This window comes from Paenibacillus sp. 37 (assembly GCF_008386395.1).
GTDB lineage: Bacteria > Bacillota > Bacilli > Paenibacillales > Paenibacillaceae > Paenibacillus > Paenibacillus amylolyticus_B.
Genome location: NZ_CP043761.1, coordinates 1,596,447 through 1,609,053 on the forward strand (window position 1 = coordinate 1,596,447; position 12,607 = coordinate 1,609,053).

Genomic DNA, 12,607 nt, shown 5'->3' on the forward strand with positions numbered 1-12,607 from the left:
TTTACACGGATACTACGATGACAGAACAACCTTCCAATCGCTGTTATCCCCGGATTTTCCCTTTTCTCAAAGGGAAAATCCGGGGATAGCGTATGCTTCCGATGTAGCTTTCTTTCAGAAAGCTTTTAGGCGAGTGTATGCTTTCGAAGTAGCTTTCTTACAGAAAGCTTTTAGCTTCGCTTTTTCAGGTTTTTTCTGTCCTCTCCGTTATCGTGTAAATGAGCAGTTTCACTTATTAGATTGCTATTTTATTTAGAGTTTTAAAAAAAGGAAAGACCGAGGAGCGTCGTGATGACGATTTTCGGTCTTTTTTTGACGTAATGGGGAAGGCTGGAGGATGACATCATTCTGTCAGAACTTGTATGCTTGCGGATTGATGGAAATCTGGACGTGATTCTGTGATAATATAGGGTAGAGTGGAAGAAACAAATGGTTCAACTATACTGTAATTACAGCAGCAAAGCTGCCCTGAAATGATTGTAACGAACGATTCAGGAAGGAAAGAGGGATTTATTTTGTCTGAACAGGAAACGGTTCTGGAACCCAATGAAGAAACAATAAAGGCAGAACGCCATGAACGAATCATCAAACAGGTAGCCAAGGAACTGTCACTGTCCTTGAAGCAGGTCCGTACAACGTCGGAGCTTCTGGACGAAGGCAATACGATTCCATTTATCGCCCGCTACCGTAAAGAAATGACTGGAGAGCTGGATGAGAACCAGCTGCGATCGATTGAAGAACGCATTGTTTATCTGCGCAATCTTGAGGATCGCAAATTGGAAGTCATCCGTATTATAGAGGAACAGGGCAAACTGACCGGAGAACTGAAGCAATCCATAACCCAAGCGGTGAAGCTGCAGGAAGTGGAAGATCTGTATCGACCTTACCGTCAGAAGCGGAAAACGCGTGCCAGCGTGGCAAAAGAAAAAGGTCTTGAACCCCTTGCTGTATGGATCTGGGGTCAACCGAAACAAGGAGATGCACTCCAGGAAGCTGCGAAATATATCAATGCTGAACTGGGTGTAGAAGATGCGGAGTCGGCGCTTCAGGGAGCCAAAGACATTCTCGCGGAGAATATCGCAGATGATGCTGCCATTCGTGCCTGGATTCGTCGGTATACCTTGGATCACGGGATGTTGACTTCAGAAGCGAAGGATGCTCAAGAGGAGTCCGTGTACGAAAATTATTATGATTACCGCGAATTAGCCAAAAAGATGCCTCCACACCGGATTCTCGCGATTAATCGCGGGGAACGTGAGAATATTCTGAAAGTTGGCCTGGACGTACAGGCAGAACCGGCCCATCGTCATATGGAAGGACAGATCATTCGAGGTGCTTCTGCCGTGCAGGATATCCTGCGTGATGTGATTGAAGATGCATACAAGCGGCTTATTGCGCCTTCCATCGAGCGTGAAGTTCGTGGAGAACTGACTGAAAAAGGTGAAAATCAGGCCATCTCGGTATTCTCGGCCAATCTGCGTAATCTGTTGCTTCAACCGCCAATTCATGGCAAACGTGTCCTCGGTGTAGATCCGGCTTATCGCACGGGCTGTAAACTGGCTGTTGTAGATGATACGGGCAAGCTGTTGGAAGTGGCTGTGACCTATCCAACGCCACCACACAACAAGAAACGTGAAGCTGCGGAAGTATTCCATCGCATGATCAAGCAATATGATATCGGACTGATCGTCATTGGTAATGGTACCGGATCACGTGAGACGGAGCAGTTTGTTGCCGAGATCATTCAGGAGAACGGTGATGAAAGTCTTGTGTATCTGATTGTTAACGAAGCAGGGGCGAGTGTGTATTCTGCATCCAAGCTGGCCCAGGAAGAGTTCCCGGATCTGGATGTTGCGGAGCGCAGTGCAGCTTCCATTGCTCGCCGGGTACAAGACCCGCTGGCGGAGTTGGTTAAGATTGATCCAAAAGCCATTGGTGTGGGTCAATATCAGCATGACGTTTCCCAGAAGGTTCTGGAAGAAAGCCTGAAGGCTGTTGTCGAATCCGCAGTTAACCATGTGGGTGTGGACGTAAATACGGCATCACCTTCATTGCTGTCATATGTTGCCGGAGTTAACGCTACGATTGCCAAAAACATCGTGAAATACCGTGAAGAGAATGGCCGGTTTACGAACCGCCGTCAGCTTCAGAAGGTGCCACGTCTGGGTGCCAAAACCTATGAGCAGTGCGTAGGCTTCATGCGTATTGGTGAGGGCGAGAACCCGCTGGACCGTACACCGATTCACCCTGAGTCTTACAAGGTAGTGGATCAGCTGTTCAAGGAGCTTCAGGTTGCACTGGACAAGCTGGGCAGCAAGGAACTGTCGGTATTACTGTCAGAGCAACAGCCAGAACAATTGGCCGTGAAACTGGACGTAGGTGTGCCTACATTGCGTGACATTCTGGACAGCTTGCAGCGTCCGGGGCGTGATCCGCGTGAAGAAATGCCGTTGCCAATCTTCCGTACAGATGTATTAAAAATTGAGGACCTGGTGGAAGGCATGGAGTTGCAAGGTACGGTTCGGAACGTTATTGATTTTGGTGCCTTTGTTGATATTGGAATTAAGAGTGATGGGCTTGTCCATATCTCACAGCTCAGCAACGGATATGTTAAACATCCGATGGACGTTGTGTCTGTCGGGGATAATGTAACGGTCTGGGTTATGAGTGTGGATACCAAAAAAGACCGTGTCGGCCTGACGATGAAGAAGCCTGCTTCTGCGCAACAGTCTTCTTAAATAGTAGGATTGGAGAACAGCCTTCCCTAACCAGGAAGGCTGTTTGTTGTCGACAGTAATAGTGCCGTTATCCGTTCTAATTCCTCTAGTAAGGACGGTGGGCAATATGTGCATTTTCTTAAAGTGCGTGTTCAAAAGGGCATCTTTCGTAATCCAAAGCAGACTTTTATGAACAACCTCTTAAAGTTCGTTCTCCGCGCTGCGTGGTGTGCCATTTGCTGGTTTGTTACGATAAAAGAACCAGCATTCGTTCAGCAACTTGATTTGCCGGCTGTCCTTTTTGTGAAATGCACGCATCAGTTGATTGCAAAGCCATTGAGGCAAGGGTATCTCCTCCTCTTGCATAATTCATCTGTACGTTAGCATATGTGGCAATAGCCTGGACTGTGCGGGATAAGTGGAGGCCTCCGACAAATCAATGTCTCGTTGACTCAAAAAAAGCACAAATCCCAATTTAGGGAGATGTGCTTTTCGTTCTCATCATTATAAAATGATAACTGCGGTGAATTAGAGAGCTTCCATCTCTTCTTCATACCATTGTTCCAATTGGGCCTGAAGAGCCCGGATTTCGGTAAGCAGAGAAATCAAAGGATAATGGCTTTCACGTAGTGCTGCAAAAGATTCTTCAAGCGCATTGATATAATCAAGGCCGCCGATGATAGTAAGATTTTCGTTTAGGAGATCGAGGCTGTCACATTCGGCGATCGCCCAAGGCAGGACAGGGACATCTGCTGCCGTGAGTTTATCAATTTCCTTGTGTAGGCGCAGATTGAGCGCACTGAGTTGATAGGCGTAATCTGCCGGCATTTCCACAAACTGCAAGTGTTGTTCCTGCTGCAGGATGATATAGCGCATTGTAGGCATAACGAGTAATAATCTCCCCTCATACATTCTACTTGACAGTGTAGCCTACGAAACGGTTAAAATTCAAGTATTATGCCGGAAAAACAAATGCTCCGAGGGGGTGCAAGGAGAAGATACCGATGGAAAATGAGGAATTGCAACAATGGATTGAACAGGTATCACTGGATCATTTCGGAGTACCGTTCACCCATGAAGCGTTGTTTAACAGTCGCCTGACCACGACGGGTGGGCGTTACATGCTCAAAAGTCACCGGATTGAAATCAATCCGCATCAACTCGAAGCCTATGGGCGAGATGAGGTTGAAAAAATCATCAAGCATGAGCTGTGTCACTATCATCTGCATATTCGTGGGCGCGGTTATCAGCATCGTGATCCGGAATTCAAGGCTTTATTACAGAAGGTAGGTGGTTCGCGTTACTGCCAATCCCTTCCTGACGGTAAAGGCAGAAAGCCGCTGCCCTATCGTTATAAGCTGGTGTGCAAGAGCTGTGGTACGGAATATTTGCGTAAGCGGAAAATAGATCCGAAGCGTTACCGTTGTGGTCGTTGCGCGGGAAAACTGGGGCTTCAGAATATCTGATGTGAGTATCGTTCAATGTATTAAAGAAAGTGATGGAAGGCATGTTGACTTGGATTATTAATCATGATAGATTAATCTTATTCAAGTTAATTTTCCCTGATAGCTCAGTTGGTAGAGCACTCGACTGTTAATCGAGTTGTCACAGGTTCGAGCCCTGTTCGGGGAGCCATTTCTTGGAGAGATACCCAAGTGGCTATAAGGGGACCCTCTGCTAAGGGGTTAGACTGCGTAAGCGGTGCGAGGGTTCGAATCCCTCTCTCTCCGTTCTGAATTAAACTTCTCTCCAAAGGGATGAGAACCCTAAAGGTTCGTCGGAGCATAAGCTTCGTTAGCAATACTCCGCAGTCTCGAACGAAGTGAGAGTAACCCTCTCTCTCCGTTCCGATTGACAAAAAATCCTCTTCACATTAGATCGGTTAACGGTCAGTGTGAAGGGGATTTTTTGCGTTTACTGATCTTTGGTTATCCCTCGTGTACGCTTCTGCTTAAAGTGAAATGTTCAACACCTCGTATAAACCTTTCTTGCCTGCTTCCGTTACTTCGACAGAGCGACTTCCTGTTTTTTGACGAATCCAGTCCAGTTCCGATAATCGATGTCTGAGTTGTTCCCCAAGCATGCCTGAGAGATGATGACGGCGTTCGCTCCAATCCAGACATTTGCGAGCGATGGCACGGCGTGATCCTGGCTTCATCTGAAGTTTAATTCCAAACGTAGTGAACCACTGTATTCCTTTCTCTGTAACTTGATAATCCTTGCTGTGTGCCTCTTCGGGCTCTGAAAGATACCCCTTCTGTATTAAGGCTTCACAGAGCGAGATTCCCAATTTCCCGGCCAGATGACCATAACAGGTCCGTGCATGACTCAGTTGTTGAAGCTGATTGGATTGTTTGAGAGAACGGATCTGTACAGGCGGGGCAATACTGGCCATCGTTTCAATCAGATTAGCAATTTCCTTGTTTGCAAGACGGTAGTATCGGTGACGGCCTTGCTGTTCAACTTCCAATAATCCTCCTTCTACGAGTTTGGCGAGATGACTGCTTGCCGTCTGGGGCGTGACGCCTGCCATATGAGCAAGCTCTCCTGCGGGCAAAGCCCGACCATCCAGTAAGGATGACAGAAAAATGGAGCGACTTGGATCAGCGATTAACGACGCAATAACAGTAATATTCGGATATACATTCATACTTCGATCATATCTGAACTATTACTGTATTACAATTCTGTTGTATCGTCCCATACGGGTCAGATGGAGCTTATAAACGAATGGATTGGAACAGGAGAGGTACAAGATGAACAAGATAATGAAAACGGACGCTGCTACTGAGCAGTTGAACAAAATTTCCGCAGTGGTACGACATGAAACGATTAATCCCAGTATTTTATATTATGGTACGCCTGTATTGCTGCTAAGTACATTAAATGAGGATGGGTCAACCAACTTGTCTCCACTGTCCTCATCTTGGGCGCTGGGGGACTGTCTCGTTCTCGGCCTAGGTACACAGGGCAAAGCCTATGAGAATCTGAGTCGACATCCGGAGTGTGTGATTAATTTACCAGATGCGACCATGTGGAGAAAGGTTGAGGTATTGGGTCGTTATACGGGAGTTAACCCGGTTCCTGAGGAGAAAAGGCAGATGGGCTATGAATACTGTCATGATAAATTCACTGTAGCTGGACTGACATCCGAATGCTCGGTTCAGGTGGTTCCAGATAAAATAGTTGAATGTCCACTCCAGATTGAAGCGGCTGTACAACACATACGTATTCCCGAACATACACCGTTCATGGCGATTGTCGAAGTGAAAGCGTTGAAGGTGCATGCGCACACAAGGCTAATCTCTGGACCGAACAAGATTAATCCAGAGGAATGGCATCCGCTGATATATAATTTCAGACATTATTTCGGATTGGGCAAGAGACAAGGGGGAAATTTCCGGGCAGAGAATTAACGTGAGTTGAGGCTTTTTATTATATAAGTTGAATTAATCATTTACACGATAACGGAGAGGCAGAAAAAACCTGAAAAAGCGAAGCTAAAAGCTTTCTGTAAGAAAGCTACTTCGAAAGCATACACTCGCCTAAAAGCTTTCTGGAAGAAAGCTACATCGGAAGCATACGCTATCCCCGGATTTTCCCCTCTAGGAAAAGGAATGGAAAAAATCTGGGGATAACAGCGATTGGAAGGTTGTTCTGTCATCGTAGTGCTAGTGTAAATAATCTTTAGTTCAACTTATGTAGTCAGGGAAAGATTGGGTAATAGTAAAGATAGACTAATGTAAGCATATACATAATGAAAGAGGTGATGTGCATGGAAGTGGAATATTTGATGCGTGTACTCATAGCTGGAATATGTGGTGTGCTGATCGGATATGAGCGCAAGAATCGAATGAAAGAGGCAGGAATTCGTACTCATTTTGTGGTTGCTGTCGGTGCAGCCCTGATGATGATTGTGTCGAAGTATGGATTTCAAGATCAGGCTGGCTGGGCCAATCTGTCTCTTGACCCTTCAAGGATTGCTGCACAAGTTGTTAGTGGAGTGGGGTTCATTGGAGCAGGGATGATCTTCACACAACGGCATACGGTCAGGGGATTGACCACAGCGGCTGGGATATGGGCTACGGCAGGCATGGGACTTGCTGTGGGTTCAGGTCTGTATTGGACGGGTGCAGGCGTGACACTGCTTATTGTCGTGGCACAGATGTTACTGCATAGACCCACACGCTGGCTGGTATCCGCCCGAACAGAGACTTTAACCATCCATCTGCAAAATGAGGGAGAGGCCCTGAAGACTGTTTTGGCACTGCTGGGACAGGAGAAGATCTCGGTCATCGGATTTAAGACTGAACAGCAAACAAGCGCAGACTCCGTGGAAGAGACTGGGCTTGAGTTCACGTTGCAACTACCGGGTTCATACCGGGGCGAGCAACTGATTATTTTGTTACAGGACGTGCCTCACGTTCGATCTGCGGAGTTGAAATGAAACGAAGAGAAGCTGCATGGATCAACAGGCGACCATGCAGCTTCAGTATTTAATTCCGGTGCGGGATTACTGCCCTTCTCCAACAATCGTTTCCGGACGGGATACCGGTCTACCTTCAAGCAGGCACTCGATGGCATGGGCAACACCGTGCTCCACATTGGTCAGCGTTATGGCTTTGGCTAATGCCTGGATTTCGGGTTCGCCATTACCCATGGCGATGCCGAGTCCTGCCATTTTTAACATGGAGACATCGTTGAAGTTATCACCGATCGCTACTGTATCTTCCATGGAGATGTTCAGGTGAGCCGCCAGTTTGGTGAGGGCATTACCTTTGGATACGTCCGGGTGCTGCATTTCGAAGTTGTGCTCAAAGGATACAACCATAGCGACATCGGAACGGGAAGCGAAGTGTTCTCGTCCTGTCTTTACTTTGTCCGGATTCATGGAGAAGGCCATAATATTATAGATGTAGGCTTCTGCCGGAATTTCGAGGTGACTGTTTACGCGGTGGTAGTCTTTTTTGTCATAGTGTTTCTTGATGGAGCGAATCATGCGTGCAATGTCCTCACCAGGGTTTGAACCAAGAACACGTTCCATCTCGGCGAGCAAGGTCTCATGACTGCTACGCGGGGCATAGATGCCTTGTTGCGTTGAAGCCTCATAATAGACATCATGATCTTCCAGCCACTGCATGACGGAAGCTGCTGTGTCACGCTCGAGCGGAAGATGGAATAAACGTTCACCGTCTGCATCATGAATTGTCGCTCCGTTGGAGCCGATAATCGGGGTTTTGATTCCGCCTTCGCGGCTGATTGTCACAACATCGGAATAGACGCGTCCTGTTGCAATGGTAACTTTCATACCGGATTGCTGGGCCTTATGGATAGCTGCGGCATTCTCCGGGCTAATCTGGCTATCTATGTTCAACAAAGTTCCATCTAAATCTGTGGCAAATAATTTCATATATTTACAACTCCTTATCATCTGTAGGTTCAGGAATGAGAATCTCAACCTGTTGTTCGGCTAGAAAAACAAGCCATTCTTTGGTTGGCCATTGGTCCGTAATCAATACATCCACCAATGACCAGTCGGCAAAACGATAACCATAACGTCTATCAAATTTGGATTGATCTGCAAGAACAATGACTTTCTTGGCAGCTTTCATCATTTGGTGTTTAATTTTACCTTCCTCTTCGGAAGCACTGAAGCCGTCCATGGTGATACCGCCAATTCCGATAAAGGCTTTATCTACATAATAGTGGGAGAGTGTCTCGATCACAGAGGTACCATAGACATAGCGTTGTTCCTTATCCACTTTGCCACCGAGCAAACGAATCTGGACAGCCGTGTGATTGGAGAGAAGATCAGCGGAATGAATCGAATTGGTAATGACGGTACAGGATTTGCCGTCTAAGTTCTCGGCACAGGCCTGCACGGTCGTGGAAGAATCCAGAATAATGATCTCGCCTTGTCTTACAATAGCGGCCGCGAGTTTGCCAATGGCTCTTTTTTCCTCAGATACATCGAGTAAACGGTCTTTGTAGGATCTGAACTTTTGCGGAGGAGGGGGGAGAATTGCACCGCCACGTGTTCGGATAATGGCATCCTGTTCCTCAAGCTTGATCAGATCCCTGCGAGCAGTATCTCGTGATACATCAAACAAAGTGACAATATCATCAGCTGAGATGCGATTGTGTTTGTGAAGATGTTCAACAATGAGCTGCATTCGTTCTTCTTGAAACAAACATGTCACCTCCAAGGGTATGGATGACCGTACTTATACTGATACTTTAATTATAAGTTTTCTTAATGTGATTTGCAATGTTATAAGTGAACGTAAGTTTTTGTAAGTGTTTTGATGGATGGTTTACATTGTTCCTGTACGGGGATGACACTGGCATGAATGGGGAGGTGGCTAATAAAGGGGCTCTAAAGAGCAGTATACAATGGACAAAAAGGCTTGAAAAATAAATTTTAAAAAAAGTATTGCAAGTTCAAATTGCCCTGTGGTATACTCATTCTTGTCGCCAAGAAAGACAACTTGTTATTAAGGCCCGTTGGTCAAGGGGTTAAGACACCTCCCTTTCACGGAGGTAACAGGGGTTCGAATCCCCTACGGGTCATATCTTCACCACCTCATGAGATCTACATTTTCGATGAGTAATCCTCAAAGTCATTGCTCTTATAGACAAGAATGAAGCATGGCACATCCGGTGAAGTTTACAGCAAGAGCCATTAGCTCAGTTGGTAGAGCACCTGACTTTTAATCAGGGTGTCGAAGGTTCGAGCCCTTCATGGCTCACCATTTTTACAATTGAATATGCGGTCGTGGTGGAATGGCAGACACGCTATCTTGAGGGGGTAGTGGGTGTATACCCGTGGAGGTTCGAGTCCTCTCGACCGCATCACAGCAACAATATAAGATAGACTTCTATGATCATTCATGGGAGTCTATCTTTGTGTTATACGATATACCTCATCCTGTTCCGGGCATATAAAGGCTGAGCATTCAGGAATAATGTGGTATAATTCAAGCAGATGAGTTGATTATTACGGTTGGAAGGCGGTTCTTGTATGCAGTCGATCTATGAGCGAATTGAACACCTGATTGCCGAACGAGGAATGACCAAGAAGGCTTTCTGCCAACAGCTGAAGATTAGCACAGGCAATCTGGGTGATTGGAAACGTGGCAAGTCTATTCCGAGTACGAATAAACTAATTGAGATTGCTTCGTTTTTTGATGTGAGCCTCGACTGGCTCATGATTGGACGTCCATCGAAGGAAGCGATGGTTCGGGAAAAACGGGAGGATTATTTTTTTGACGTTTTGCGGCAATTGAATTGCCAAGAAAGTGAATTATCGACTGTGGAACAGTCTTTTATCAGCGAATATATTGAGTTCACCCGTTACCGCAAATCGAAGGAAAGTAAGGATGCAGGCGACTATCGCTACAAACCTGAGAACAAATCAGAGAACGATTCTGAGGAAAACGAAGCGTAAGTGATATGAGCAGCATCCATAGACTGAATGTACAAAAACCTCTGGACTAATCCGAACACACTCGGAGACAGTTCAGAGGTTTTTTTGTATTAACGATGCATGCTTCATGCCCTTATTTGCGAAAGACAAGAGTTTCTTTGCCCAGCAGATGGGGGCGGAGTGTGTTCCAGATATGAAGACACTGCTCCTGAAGCTCCCAAGCTGCCATGCCAAGGAGTCGAACGCCGATGCCTCCGGTTGCCAGCAAACTTGCACCTGCGAGCATTCGTCCATCGGGTGGCAGCACGGATCGGACTCGCTCCAACTCCGCAGTACCGAGCCCTGGGGCGATCATCCATAACGCAGCAGTATGTGTGTAGTGAAGGAGAGACGCTGATTGTTTGGGGTCATCGGTATCCGGTTCGAGTCCGAATCGATCCCAGACAGCCAGTTGCTCTCCTTGCCATATCTCCGTCAAGCTGCGGTAGCGTTCGAACTGGAACGCTTCTCCCCGATGAATCCGTCCGGCAGACCAGATATCTGCATAGGCAAGAATGGCCTGTTCTTCCAGCTCAAAGGTTACAGCGAGTGAAGAAGAACTTCCCTTGAAGGGAATGACGCATTCCGGGAAGTATTCCAGCGTGGCTCCTTTTCCCAACAGAAAGTGATGATTAACGGATGAGGGAAGGGAAGGTGTAGGATGAAGCCTGGTCGCTGATGTACTGCTCAGCATGACATGCGTGCCTTCACCTAATTCCCACTCGGAATGATAATGATCCCCGTTAAGGACTCCGGGAGAGACGTCTGACGTGTACACACATAATTCGCTTCCGCCTCCGGCAGGTCGAAAGGATCGGCTAAACCGGAGCGGTGCGCTGTAATAACGATCAGTCATGACCGTCCGGTCACCTTGAAAGGCAAAGGTGGCCCGAAGCTCGCTGCGGCGTGTGACGGGCGCACCTGCACTTTCATTCCGATTCATCTCTGTCCCCTTGGGGACAGAAGATGAATTAATGCGAGTGAGTGCCATGTTCATGGCTGTGTGAATGCAGATGTGCAGCGGAAGCATCGTCATCCATATACTGATGTTCAAGCCAGTGGACAATCTCGGATACACCTTCACCGCTCATTAGATTGGACATGACATAAGGACGGCCTTCGCGTACCCGCTCGGTATCATTTTTCATAACTTCCAGGCTTGCTCCAACGTAAGGAGCGAGGTCGGTTTTGTTGATTAACAGCAGATCTGAACGTGTGATGCCGGGACCGCCTTTGCGAGGAAGTTTCTCCCCTTGGGCAACGTCGATAATGTAGATGAACACATCGGCCAGTTCCGGACTGAATGCAGCAGAGAGATTGTCGCCGCCGCTCTCGATGAAGATCAGTTGCAGATCCGGGAAACGTTCAATTAACTCATCAACCGCTTCAAAATTCATGGAGGCGTCCTCACGAATAGCGGTATGCGGGCATCCGCCTGTCTCTACGCCGATAATACGCTCTGGTGCCAATGCATTCTGACGCAGCAAAATCTCGGCATCTTCCTTGGTATAAATGTCATTGGTGATGACAGCAAGGCTATAACGTGTACGCAGTGCCTTGGAAAGCTTCTCCACAAGGGCTGTTTTACCTGAACCTACCGGTCCGCCAATTCCAATTCTCATCGGACGACTCCGATCAAATGCCTTACGTTCCCACTCCGGATGATGCGTATGATTAGCTCCTCCACACATAACAATTCCTCCTTGGTTATATAAAAGTTGATGTTAAGACATAAACAGCCGCGCGGGTAAGGTCTCATGCCGCATGGCGTAGATTTCCTGGGCGATTCCGAAGCTGTGCATATCTTCCGGGTCATTGTCCCGCATGAGAGCCCATTCCGCTTCGATATCATCAAGCAGTTTCTGAATCAACATCTGTGCTTCGGTTTGTCCGATGGGCAGCAGGCGAAGTGCGCTGTTCACATAAGCGTTCACCGAGGTATACAGATGCCCGGTAACGGCTTCATCCAATTCAATCTCCAATTGATAGTTGATATAACCGTGAATGGTCGTGATGCCGCAATACGCGCCGTATTCCCGGATGGCCTCATCAATCAGGGAAAAGTCCATCCATGGATAGAGTGAGCGGGCCAGCTTGAGCAGTCGCTTTCCCATTTTGTGGCCGCTTTCCCTGAGTTCCCGAGGGGAGCGCTGGGCGTGGACACGTTTATCATACAGGGCAAGTAGAGCGGCATCTTGCTGTTTTATCGCCAGATAGACGCCTTTGATGGCAAGACCATCTAGTCGTACAAGACTGGAATGAAGCTGGCTACGAATAAACTGTTCAAGCTGCGCGGTATTTTGCACGGTGCCATCATGCGTGTAAGCTTCCAGACCGAAGGAATGGGAGAAACCACCGATGGGCAGGGCTGAATCCAGCAGCTGAACATAACGGAGTAGCTTTGTGCCACTCTTCATTATGAGTG

General features: G+C 47.3%; 13 protein-coding genes and 5 tRNA genes. 10 read left to right on the forward strand and 8 right to left on the reverse strand.

Annotation, left to right across the window (positions count from 1 at the left end):
• Positions 1-515: 515 nt before the first annotated feature.
• The gene (locus F0220_RS07015; protein ID WP_223199872.1) at positions 516-2,738 is read left to right on the forward strand and encodes a Tex family protein; all 2,223 of its coding nucleotides are present in this window, start codon (positions 516-518) and stop codon (positions 2,736-2,738) included.
• 180 nt (positions 2,739-2,918) lie between these two features.
• On the opposite strand, the gene cmpA is transcribed toward F0220_RS07015, so the two are convergent.
• A complete protein-coding gene (cmpA, locus tag F0220_RS07020; protein ID WP_017690033.1) occupies positions 2,919-3,062 on the reverse strand; it encodes a cortex morphogenetic protein CmpA in 144 nt (47 codons plus the stop codon).
• 183 nt (positions 3,063-3,245) lie between these two features.
• Positions 3,246-3,602, reverse strand: a complete 357-nt coding sequence (locus tag F0220_RS07025) for a hydrolase/acyltransferase (RefSeq protein ID WP_149846373.1) — start codon at positions 3,600-3,602, stop codon at positions 3,246-3,248.
• Between the two features lie 119 nt (positions 3,603-3,721).
• Here F0220_RS07025 and F0220_RS07030 point away from each other — a divergent pair, with 119 nt between their 5' ends.
• From F0220_RS07030 to F0220_RS07040, 3 genes are all read left to right on the forward strand, one after another.
• Entirely contained in the window at positions 3,722-4,183 is a 462-nt protein-coding gene (locus F0220_RS07030; protein ID WP_036669054.1) for a SprT family protein, read from the forward strand.
• Positions 4,184-4,276: 93 nt separating this feature from the next.
• Positions 4,277-4,352 (forward strand) — tRNA-Asn (locus F0220_RS07035).
• Positions 4,353-4,358: 6 nt separating this feature from the next.
• Positions 4,359-4,447 (forward strand) — tRNA-Ser (locus F0220_RS07040).
• Positions 4,448-4,668: 221 nt separating this feature from the next.
• Here the strand turns inward: F0220_RS07040 and F0220_RS07045 are convergent.
• Positions 4,669-5,367 carry an ArsR/SmtB family transcription factor gene (locus F0220_RS07045; protein ID WP_149846374.1) on the reverse strand — a complete coding sequence of 233 codons (699 nt, stop codon included), beginning with the start codon at positions 5,365-5,367 and terminating at the stop codon, positions 4,669-4,671.
• 106 nt (positions 5,368-5,473) lie between these two features.
• Between F0220_RS07045 and F0220_RS07050 the strand changes: the two genes are divergently transcribed.
• Entirely contained in the window at positions 5,474-6,133 is a 660-nt protein-coding gene (locus F0220_RS07050; RefSeq protein WP_149846375.1) for a flavin reductase family protein, read from the forward strand.
• Positions 6,134-6,492: 359 nt separating this feature from the next.
• A complete protein-coding gene (locus F0220_RS07055) occupies positions 6,493-7,164 on the forward strand; it encodes an MgtC/SapB family protein (protein ID WP_149846376.1) in 672 nt (223 codons plus the stop codon).
• A 66-nt stretch (positions 7,165-7,230) separates the two neighbouring features.
• Here F0220_RS07055 and F0220_RS07060 read toward each other — a convergent pair whose 3' ends face one another.
• Both F0220_RS07060 and F0220_RS07065 read right to left on the reverse strand, forming a co-directional pair.
• Entirely contained in the window at positions 7,231-8,127 is an 897-nt protein-coding gene (locus F0220_RS07060) for a Cof-type HAD-IIB family hydrolase (RefSeq protein ID WP_149846377.1), read from the reverse strand.
• A gap of 4 nt (positions 8,128-8,131) precedes the next feature.
• Positions 8,132-8,908 (reverse strand): DeoR/GlpR family DNA-binding transcription regulator, encoded by a 777-nt coding sequence (locus F0220_RS07065; RefSeq protein ID WP_149846378.1) that lies wholly within the window; start codon positions 8,906-8,908, stop codon positions 8,132-8,134.
• A 307-nt stretch (positions 8,909-9,215) separates the two neighbouring features.
• Between F0220_RS07065 and F0220_RS07070 the strand changes: the two genes are divergently transcribed.
• The 4 genes from F0220_RS07070 (at position 9,216) to F0220_RS07085 (ending at position 10,164) form a co-directional block, all read left to right on the forward strand.
• A tRNA-Glu gene (locus F0220_RS07070) sits at positions 9,216-9,287 on the forward strand.
• Between the two features lie 106 nt (positions 9,288-9,393).
• A tRNA-Lys gene (locus tag F0220_RS07075) sits at positions 9,394-9,469 on the forward strand.
• 17 nt (positions 9,470-9,486) lie between these two features.
• Positions 9,487-9,569 (forward strand) — tRNA-Leu (locus F0220_RS07080).
• A 169-nt stretch (positions 9,570-9,738) separates the two neighbouring features.
• Positions 9,739-10,164, forward strand: a complete 426-nt coding sequence (locus tag F0220_RS07085) for a helix-turn-helix domain-containing protein (RefSeq protein ID WP_036610863.1) — start codon at positions 9,739-9,741, stop codon at positions 10,162-10,164.
• Positions 10,165-10,276: 112 nt separating this feature from the next.
• Here F0220_RS07085 and F0220_RS07090 read toward each other — a convergent pair whose 3' ends face one another.
• From F0220_RS07090 to F0220_RS07100, 3 genes are read right to left on the reverse strand one after another with little or no spacing between them, the layout of a single operon-like run.
• Positions 10,277-11,125, reverse strand: coding sequence for an urease accessory protein UreD (locus F0220_RS07090; protein ID WP_223199873.1), 849 nt, complete (start codon positions 11,123-11,125; stop codon positions 10,277-10,279).
• A gap of 28 nt (positions 11,126-11,153) precedes the next feature.
• Positions 11,154-11,873: an urease accessory protein UreG gene (ureG, locus tag F0220_RS07095; protein WP_017690021.1), complete on the reverse strand. Its 720-nt coding sequence runs from the start codon at positions 11,871-11,873 to the stop codon at positions 11,154-11,156.
• Positions 11,874-11,906: 33 nt separating this feature from the next.
• Positions 11,907-12,599, reverse strand: coding sequence for an urease accessory protein UreF (locus F0220_RS07100; RefSeq protein ID WP_149846380.1), 693 nt, complete (start codon positions 12,597-12,599; stop codon positions 11,907-11,909).
• Positions 12,600-12,607 lie beyond the last annotated feature (8 nt).

What these genes read in the sequence shown, in the direction of transcription:
- F0220_RS07025 (WP_149846373.1), bottom strand. Translation starts at nt 3,602, where the DNA reads ATGCCTACAATGCGCTATATCATCCTGCAGCAGGAACAACACTTGCAG.
- F0220_RS07030 (WP_036669054.1), top strand. Translation starts at nt 3,722, where the DNA reads ATGGAAAATGAGGAATTGCAACAATGGATTGAACAGGTATCACTGGAT.
- F0220_RS07045 (WP_149846374.1), bottom strand. Translation starts at nt 5,367, where the DNA reads ATGAATGTATATCCGAATATTACTGTTATTGCGTCGTTAATCGCTGAT.
- F0220_RS07050 (WP_149846375.1), top strand. Translation starts at nt 5,474, where the DNA reads ATGAACAAGATAATGAAAACGGACGCTGCTACTGAGCAGTTGAACAAA.
- F0220_RS07055 (WP_149846376.1), top strand. Translation starts at nt 6,493, where the DNA reads ATGGAAGTGGAATATTTGATGCGTGTACTCATAGCTGGAATATGTGGT.
- F0220_RS07060 (WP_149846377.1), bottom strand. Translation starts at nt 8,127, where the DNA reads ATGAAATTATTTGCCACAGATTTAGATGGAACTTTGTTGAACATAGAT.
- F0220_RS07085 (WP_036610863.1), top strand. Translation starts at nt 9,739, where the DNA reads ATGCAGTCGATCTATGAGCGAATTGAACACCTGATTGCCGAACGAGGA.
- F0220_RS07090 (WP_223199873.1), bottom strand. Translation starts at nt 11,125, where the DNA reads ATGAATCGGAATGAAAGTGCAGGTGCGCCCGTCACACGCCGCAGCGAG.
- ureG (WP_017690021.1), bottom strand. Translation starts at nt 11,873, where the DNA reads ATGTGTGGAGGAGCTAATCATACGCATCATCCGGAGTGGGAACGTAAG.
- F0220_RS07100 (WP_149846380.1), bottom strand. Translation starts at nt 12,599, where the DNA reads ATGAAGAGTGGCACAAAGCTACTCCGTTATGTTCAGCTGCTGGATTCA.